The 8,606-nt window shown below is 48.9% G+C and carries 6 protein-coding genes; 5 read left to right on the top strand and 1 reads right to left on the bottom strand.

Translation table 11 applies throughout. The features are described from left to right. Window positions 1-58 precede the first annotated feature (58 nt). Both ACTBZS_RS11040 and ACTBZS_RS11035 read left to right on the top strand, forming a co-directional pair. Entirely contained in the window at window positions 59-2,071 is a 2,013-nt protein-coding gene (locus ACTBZS_RS11040; RefSeq protein ID WP_463044159.1) for a methyl-accepting chemotaxis protein, read from the top strand. A 213-nt stretch (window positions 2,072-2,284) separates the two neighbouring features. Continuing rightward, the gene (locus tag ACTBZS_RS11035) at window positions 2,285-3,868 is read left to right on the top strand and encodes a methyl-accepting chemotaxis protein (protein WP_463044158.1); all 1,584 of its coding nucleotides are present in this window, start codon (window positions 2,285-2,287) and stop codon (window positions 3,866-3,868) included. A gap of 44 nt (window positions 3,869-3,912) precedes the next feature. On the opposite strand, the gene icd is transcribed toward ACTBZS_RS11035, so the two are convergent. After that, complete coding sequence (gene icd, locus ACTBZS_RS11030; RefSeq protein WP_460430876.1) at window positions 3,913-5,160, bottom strand: NADP-dependent isocitrate dehydrogenase; 1,248 nt, start codon at window positions 5,158-5,160, stop codon at window positions 3,913-3,915. 338 nt (window positions 5,161-5,498) lie between these two features. On the opposite strand from icd, the gene aceK reads away from it, so the two are divergent. The 3 genes from aceK to ACTBZS_RS11015 all read left to right on the top strand — a co-directional run. After that, window positions 5,499-7,247 carry a bifunctional isocitrate dehydrogenase kinase/phosphatase gene (gene aceK, locus ACTBZS_RS11025; RefSeq protein WP_463044157.1) on the top strand — a complete coding sequence of 583 codons (1,749 nt, stop codon included), beginning with the start codon at window positions 5,499-5,501 and terminating at the stop codon, window positions 7,245-7,247. Between the two features lie 101 nt (window positions 7,248-7,348). Beyond that, window positions 7,349-7,630, top strand: coding sequence for a hypothetical protein (locus ACTBZS_RS11020; RefSeq protein WP_463044156.1), 282 nt, complete (start codon window positions 7,349-7,351; stop codon window positions 7,628-7,630). Window positions 7,631-7,771: 141 nt separating this feature from the next. Next, window positions 7,772-8,606 (top strand): exonuclease domain-containing protein (locus ACTBZS_RS11015; RefSeq protein WP_463044155.1); only part of this gene is annotated, 835 nt, incomplete at its 3' end.

Genomic DNA, 8,606 nt, shown 5'->3' with positions numbered 1-8,606 from the left:
CTGGTTTTGATTTTTTAGCTAAAATGAGTAGTTTTCTTGTTTCATAAAGTGTTCCTCTATGCAACAACCTGCTTTTTTACGCCATGCCTCGATTGCCACGAAGCTGAGCTTGGTGGCTTTTCTCTTTCTTACCATTGGATCCTTAGTTGCCGGTTTTTACATCAACCGCGTTGGCAGCACGTTGCTTGACCAAGCGACGGTCGAACGGCTATCCATTCAAAACCAGCAGATTGTGGATATGGTGGAGTCGGTGGCGCAAGTCCAAAACCAAACCGCCGATCAAATGGCTGAGTTGTTGCGGGATCGTTATGACGATGATTTTAGATTAGATACCACCCAACGGATTGCTGTTGGCACCGAAACAGCACCGGCTTTATGGTCGGGTCATCAGTTAGTCAATAATGATTTTTCAACCGTCGATAGCTTTACCAATACATTGGCTGGCGCAGTCGTGGCCACGATTTTTGTCCGTGATGGTGATGATTTGGTACGCGTCACCACATCATTGAAAAAAGAAGATGGCTTGCGTGCGATTGGCACTAAGCTTGATCGACAACATCCCGCTTACGCCACATTGATGAAGGGTGAACCCTTTTGGGGGCCAGCCTTGTTGTTTGGCCGTGATTACATTACCCACTATCACCCACTACTGGATGAACAGAAGCAGGTGATTGGCGCCTTATTTGTTGGTTTGGAATTTACCCAAAGTTTGGCCGACTTAAAAAAACGGATTGAATCAGTCAAAGTCGGTGACACCGGCTATGCTTTTGCGATTAACGCCCGCGCGGGTGATAAATACGGCGTAGCAATTATCCACCCAACACAACAAAACAAAAGCTTATTAGAGGTTAAAGACAGCCGTGGTTTCCCGCTGGTGCAAGCGATGTTGGAGCGCAAACAAGGGGTGTTGACCTATGGCTGGACAGATCAGGATGGTGAGCGAGAGAAAATTGCCGCCTTTGCCATTGCCCCCACATGGAATTGGTTAATTGGCACCTCTTCTTACCAAGATGAGTTCCATCAACTGAGTTTGCAGCTGACGCTGCGCGTGTTTCTGGTAACGGGTATTTTGACCTTGATTGTTGGCGCGCTGATTTTCTGGTTAGCCAAACAAATGGTGCGTCAACCCTTGGCACGCGCCAATCAAATTGCCGCTGCGATTGCTCAAGGTCAATTTGATAATCGTATCGACATCCAATCCCGCGATGAAACCGGCGAATTATTAGCCGCGCTTGATCAAATGCAAAGTGCGCTGCGTTATGCCCAACAACGTCGGCGTGAGATGTTACACACCGCTTCTGCTGTGGCCGAGACAGTGCAAAGCAGCAGTGAGGCCTTAGAAGTCGCCACCCAACAGTTAATCGCCGCCAGCAGCCAAGTGGCGATGGTCACCGAGCGTCAGGCTTCTAGCCTTGAAGAAATCTCTGCCAGTGCCAATGAAATGAGCCAAGGTGTGGCGCAAAACGCTGAACGCACCCAACAAGCCGCCAGCATCAGCCGTGAAGCGGAACAGCTGGCCTCTCACAGTGGACTACAGATGGCGGCTCTGGTCGAAGAAATTGCCATGTTGGCCAGTAGCTCAGACCGAATTCGCGCTATTGTTGGAGTGATGGATGGGATTGCTGAACAAACCAATTTGTTGGCATTGAATGCGGCTATTGAAGCAGCGCGGGCGGGTGAAGCCGGGCGTGGGTTTGCAGTGGTGGCGGACGAGGTGCGGGCCTTAGCACAACGCTCAGTCGATGCGGCCCACCAAATTGACGCTTTGATTACTGAATCGACTGCCAAAATGGCCGATTCAAAACAGCGTGCAGCTCAGGTTGGCGTGGCATTACAGCAAGTGGTGACGGTGGTAGAACAGGTTCACAGTTTGATGGGGGAAATTGCCCGTGCCAATGCCACCCACGCCGATGGTTTTATTAACTTAAATGCTGCGTTGCGTGAAATTGATGCCACGACACAACATAATGCCGCTGTCGCAGAAGAAACCTTAGCTGCAACCAAATCGCTTGATGATCAAACGATAAATTTGGTAAAAACAGCAGCAAAATTGCAATTTTCTGAAGATTAAAAACTGACTTATCGCATAAGTTAAGCCACTGTTTTAATAAAGAGATTGGCTTAATTTGTCATAAAATTCTGTTTTGTCATTGCGGCAAAGTTTCCATTTTGTCGTTCATATTTTGACACAATCCTGTCACATCTCCCCCGTAGGCTTGGCGCGTTTTTCTTACTTCGACCGCGCTAAGTCCTACCGGCTATGGTGTCTGGAGCTGTGTCTCTAATGAAAATTTCTACCCGCTTATATGCACTTGCAGCATTAGCCACCCTCACCCTATTGGCGGTGATGGGGGGGAATGCGTGGCAGCTGCAACAACTCGAAGCGCGATTTGCCAACTATGAAACACGGCAAAATGCGATCTTTCGCCTCACCACGGTCAAAGCCAATGCGCTTTCTGTTGCCCGAGCTGATCCGATTTTAGAAGAAACCGATAAAGTGCTGCGTCAAACCGATGAGCTGATTCAGGCTGAATTGCTGGCGCTGCGTGATGATCTGGAACCGAGCGAACATCAGCGTTTGGATGAACAAATCAATCAAAACTGGAAGAACTACCTCAAACAATTTCAAAGCGCAGTGAAAATTGCGGCCACGGCCCCCGAAGATGCTATTGCGATTCCTGAACAAATCTATCGCATTTATATGGCACCGATGGTCAGTGAAATTGATGGTTTGATTGCGATTGAACAAAAACGGGCGGTGGTGGCACGTGAACAAGCAAAACAGCGTATTAACCATCTTTTCTTAGGAATTTTAATTCCGCTGGCTTTATCAGCATTCTTGATTGTGGGCAGTCAAATTTGGGTTAGCCAATCGTTGGCGCGCCGTTTGAAACACATGAGCGTGGTTTGCGGTTTATTGGCTAATGGTGATTTACGCCAGCGTTTGCCCGTCGGCACTCAAGATGAAATTGGCGAAGTGGCACAGGCTTTCAATCATTTCATTCACACCTTGGTCGATTTGTTGCTCGATGGCCGGCAACATGCAGCAGAATTGGACGAAGGGGCGCGCCAACTGGCTGCAATGAGTGAGCGGGTGCGTGAACATACGCGGGAACATTCTGAAGCGGTGACGGCGGTAGCCAATGAAATTGAAGAAGTGGGCGAGCTAGTTCACCACATGGCGCTCAGCGCGGCAGAATCCGCCACTGCAGCGACTGAGGCTGAGCGACGTGCTTATGAAGCAGGGATTACCGGCAAGAAAGCGGCAGCGGATTTAGCCGACTCGGGGCAGGTGGTGCGTGATGCTGTGGCAAGGATGAATTTATTAGCCAATCGTATTCAAGAAATTGAGCGAATTAGCATCAGCATCCAAGACATTGCCGCCCAAACCAATTTATTGGCGTTGAATGCAGCTATCGAAGCGGCACGCGCAGGAGAACAAGGGCGTGGGTTTGCGGTGGTGGCGGATGAGGTACGCAAATTAGCCGAACGTACTGCAGCGTCAACCGCCGACATCTCACGCTTGGCTGAGCATGTCAAAACAGAAATCAGTGCGGCCCAAGAAGCGGTGGGTGCAGCGGCCGAGGCCAGCGTGCGAGGGGTGGAAGACGGACAAATTATTGTCAGTGAGTTGGATGGGATTGGTCAGGCCGTGGTGGCGTTGGCAGAAGCATTCCGCAAACTAGCCGAAGAGGCCGAAGAACAAGCGCGTACCAGTCATATCATGTCTGATCGTCTCGAAGCGTTAGCCGAAGGGGCCGATCACACGGTATCGGTGGTCTCGGCATCACATCAGCAAGTCGAAGCCCTTTCCCACGCGGCAGAAACCCGCTTATTGGTGGTAAACCGCTTCCAACTTGAGGCATAAAAAAACCGCAGCTGGCAGCTGCGGTTTTTCACGACAACACGCGATTACATGCGTTCGATCATTGCCTTACCGAAGTCAGAGCAGCTCACTTCAGTTGCACCATCCATCAGACGGGCAAAGTCATAAGTCACGATCTTGTCGCCAATGGCGGCTTCCATCGACTTGATCACCAAGTCGGCGGCTTCTTTCCAGCCCAGATGGCGCAGCATCATTTCTGCCGACAGAATCAGCGAACCTGGGTTCACTTTGTCCAGACCAGCATATTTTGGTGCAGTACCGTGGGTCGCTTCAAAGCAAGCGTATTGGTCAGAAATGTTTGCACCTGGGGCAATACCAATACCACCAACTTGTGCAGCCAAGGCGTCAGAGATGTAGTCGCCGTTCAAGTTGCAGCAAGCGATCACATCGTATTCAGCAGGACGCAACAGGATTTGTTGCAAGAAAGCATCAGCAATCGCGTCTTTCACCACGATTTCACGACCGGTGTTCGGGTTGGTGAATTTGCACCATGGGCCGCCATCGATCAGTTCTGCGCCGAATTCTTCTTGAGCCACTTTGTAGCCCACATCACGGAACAGACCTTCGGTGAACTTCATGATGTTACCTTTGTGCACCAAGGTAACGCTCTTACGATCGTTGTCGATCGCGTATTTCATCGCGGCGCGCACAATACGAGTGGTGCCTTCAACTGAAATAGGTTTGATACCGATACCCGAGGTAGCTGGGAAGCGGATTTTTTTCACGCCCATTTCGTTTTGCAAGAAGTCGATGACTTTCTTGGCGTTGTCGGACTCAGCTTGCCATTCGATACCAGCATAGATGTCTTCGGTGTTTTCACGGAAGATCACCATATCGGTTTTCGTTGGGTCTTTCAGTGGCGAAGGCACGCCAGTGAAATAGCGCACAGGGCGCACGCACTGATACAGGTCGAGTTCTTGACGCAATGCCACGTTCAACGAACGGATACCGCCGCCGACTGGGGTGGTCATTGGGCCTTTGATCGACACGGAATATTCTTTCAGTGCGTCAAATGTTTCTTTTGGCAGCCATTCATCAGCACCGTAGATGCGGGTGGATTTTTCACCAGCATACACTTCCATCCAATGAATTTTCTTCTCGCCACCATAGGCTTTCGCAACAGCAGCATCAATCACATCTTTCATCACCGGAGTGATATCGACACCAATACCATCGCCTTCGATGAAAGGAATAATCGGATTGTTAGGAACGGGTTGACCAGGGACAATTTTTTGGCCTTCTTGGGGGACCTTGATATGCGAAGTTGCGCTCATGCCTACTCCATCTTGAGTTGAGTTATTAAAGGTGTGGCTCGAACGGAGCCGCGCCCGGGTGGGGGCGGCTTGGCGCCATGAGGCGGTGCCCAGCGGCCCTCAGGGTACGAAAGTGCGGGCGAAGCGGAAAAAATATAATGTGGCAGGGTAGGCCAAACATCAGATTTTTTCGTGTTCCCCTCTATTATCCGGCAAAACCCGCGCCCCTGCTAGCAAGTCGTTGGCTTTTGCTGTGGCAAAAACTATCTTTGCCTGAGATCGAGACAACGCGCTATGCTTACGGTATTTTACCGTCCGTAACACACAAAACAAATAATCAAAAGAGGGGTGCTTGTTTTATGAATATCGCTGTCACTCGCCATCCAATTGCATGGGACATTGCCCAAGCTTTAGTCGATGGTTTTAATCGTCATTACCGTTTGTTCCGTGAGTGTAGCGCACGTGCCAAGTCGCAATTCGAAGCGCAAGATTGGATGGGGATGCAACGCACTATCCAAGAGCGGATTGATTTTTATGATGAGCGTGTGACAGAAACCACCGCTCGTTTACAAGATGAATTTCAGGCGCAGTCGTTGGACGAAACGGTGTGGCAGCAGGTTAAGCTGCACTTTATCGGTTTGTTGGTGAATCATCGCCAACCCGAATTGGCTGAGACTTTTTTCAACTCGGTGTTCACCCGCATCTTGCATCGTAACTACTTCAATAACGATTTTATTTTTGTGCGGCCGGTGATTTCGACCGAGTACATTGAAACCGACCCGCCCACCTATCGCAGCTACTACCCTGCCAAAACAGGTCTACGCGCCACCATTCGTAAAATCATCGAAGATTTTGGTTGGAAAACGCCGTTTGCTGATTTACGGCGTGATATTCAGCATGTGATGCGGGCGGTGTTTAATCATCTTGGCGGCGCGTGGCCACAGCCCGAGGTGAGTTATCAAATCCAAATTCTGCACTCGGCTTTTTATCGCAATAAAACCGCGTGGATCATTGGCAAAGTGGTCAACGGCGCACAGGTTTATCCCTTTGCCGTACCGGTGATGTTTAATGACGACGGCCGTTTGCGTTTAGACACGGTGTTGTTAGAAGCGTGGCGGATTGGCGTGTTGTTCTCGTTTTCACGGGCGTATTTCTTGGTGGAAATGGAAGCGCCTTCGGGTTATGTGCAATTCTTGCGCTCGATTTTGCCGACTAAAACCAAGGCCGAGCTTTACACCATGTTGGGCTTACAAAAACAGGGTAAGAATATTTTCTACCGTGATTTTATGCACCATCTACAACATTCCAACGACAATTTTGTGATTGCCCCCGGTATTCCGGGTTTGGTGATGTTGGTGTTTTTGCTGCCGTCGTTCCCGTTTGTGTTCAAGATTATTAAAGATGTGTTTGGTACGAGTAAGGAAGTCGATCATGCAACGGTGAAACGGAAATATCAGTTGGTGAAGCAACATGATCGTGTGGGGCGGATGGCGGATACGTTGGATTTTTCAAATGTTGCGTTTCCGAAACACCGTTTTGATCCTGAGTTGATGGAGCAATTACGCACATTGGCGCCATCGATTATTGAAGAAACCGAAGACAGCATTGTGATTCAACATTTGTATATTGAGCGGCGGATGAAGCCGTTGAATATGTATATCGAGAATGCAACACCGGAGCAGAAAGAGCACGCGATTAAAGAGTATGGCGATGCGATTCGTGAGTTGGCGACGGCGAATATTTTCCCGGGGGATATGTTGTGGAAGAACTTCGGCGTAACGCGTTATGGTCGGGTGATTTTTTATGACTACGATGAAATCGAGTACATGACCGATTGTAATTTCCGCAAAATCCCACCGGCACCTACGCCGGAGATGGAGATGTCGTCCGAGCCGTGGTATCCGGTGGCGAAAAATGATGTCTTCCCCGAGGAGTTTGCGACTTTCTTACTTGGCAATCACGAAACTCGGCGGATGTTCTTGAAGTATCACCGCGATTTGTTAAGCGCGGAGTTTTGGATTGAGCGACAGCAGAAAATCCGCGCCGGTCACATGGAAGATTTTTATCCCTATCCGCAAGCCCTGCGTTTCTGTCATCAATTTGCTTGATCGTTTTTTATTTAACGACGCGGTTGGGTTGATTTTTTCAACCCAACTACGTGGCGGACATCAATTAAATTCGGAATTTTTTTAGGAAAACAGGAGGACATATGACCATTCGTTTAGCAATGTTTCCTAATCAAGAGCATGGGGAACGATTGGAAATTTCTCGTTCCATTGAAGGTGCTCTCGATGTATCACTTACTATTGAATCTGATGGGAGAGCTATCGCTATCCAAACTGAAGTTAGAGCACTTAATCGCTCTCTGGCTGAAATTCAGTTGCTGGTACTTGAGGATGCCAAAGAGCGTATTCAAGCACGAATTTCCCGTATCACTGCCGAGATTGACCAAAATGCAGATGAGCGTGTTTCTGCATCAGGTCGTTTTTAGTCAGATAGTGTAGGAAAATTTGGGCTCACCTAATCTGCTCGTTCTTTGTAACTGTGGATGAATTAAACTCAAGCTACAAAAAGCATTGACCAGAAAATCCCCTCTCGTTAGCCTGTTGTTTTTGTCATGCAGCGTGAGGGGATGATGGATTTTGTCGCAATAGACGTTGAAACAGCCAATGAATGCCCATCAAGCATTTGCCAAATTGGCATGGCAAGGTTTGAAAATGGCGAAATAAAAGAAACATGGGTGCAACTGATTAACCCAAAGGCTGAGTTTTCAGCCATGAATATCAGTATTCACGGCATTACACCAAAAGACGTGAAAAACTCACCCACTTTTTTGGATATTGCTGGCGAATTAAAACAAAAAAGCCAAGGCCAATTATTGGCAAGCTATGGCGCATTTGATCGATTTGCTATACAAAAAGCCACAGCAAAAAACAATCTTTTATTTGCGGCAGACTGGTTTGATATTACTCGCGCAGTGCGGCGATATTGGCCAGATTGCGCCCAAAAAGGCTATGGCCTTGCCAAAATAGCCAAAAAACTCAAGTTCGACTTTGAACACCATCATGCCCTTGCCGATGCCATCGCCGCAGGCAAGGTGCTGTCGCATATCCTGAGCGAAAGCGGCCAAGACATCGCTTGGTGGCAATCGCGAGTGAAAAAGCCAATGGCGTGGCAAGAAGGCCAACGGGTCAACTCTGTTGCCACCGCAGGCGACACAGAGGGCCCGTTTTACGGTGAAGCGATTGTATTCACCGGCGCATTGGCCGTGCCAAGGGCTGAAGCCGCCAAAATTGCCAGCCAAGCCGGTTTTGATGTGCTCGATGGCGTGAACAAAAAAACCACCTTTTTGGTGGTCGGTGAACAAGATTTGCAGCGATTAGCAGGGCAAGAAAAAAGCGCAAAACACCGCAAAGCAGAATCCCTCATTGAAAAAGGGCAGGATATTAAAACTGTCTCTTATACAC

The organism is Aquaspirillum sp., assembly GCF_055136605.1.
Note: the sequence above shows the minus strand (reverse complement) of the source record. Positions and strands in the feature narration are given on the sequence as shown.

Coding starts and splice junctions, on each gene's coding strand:
- ACTBZS_RS11040 (WP_463044159.1), top strand. CDS start 59: ATGCAACAACCTGCTTTTTTACGCCATGCCTCGATTGCCACGAAGCTG.
- ACTBZS_RS11035 (WP_463044158.1), top strand. CDS start 2,285: ATGAAAATTTCTACCCGCTTATATGCACTTGCAGCATTAGCCACCCTC.
- icd (WP_460430876.1), bottom strand. CDS start 5,160: ATGAGCGCAACTTCGCATATCAAGGTCCCCCAAGAAGGCCAAAAAATT.
- aceK (WP_463044157.1), top strand. CDS start 5,499: ATGAATATCGCTGTCACTCGCCATCCAATTGCATGGGACATTGCCCAA.
- ACTBZS_RS11020 (WP_463044156.1), top strand. CDS start 7,349: ATGACCATTCGTTTAGCAATGTTTCCTAATCAAGAGCATGGGGAACGA.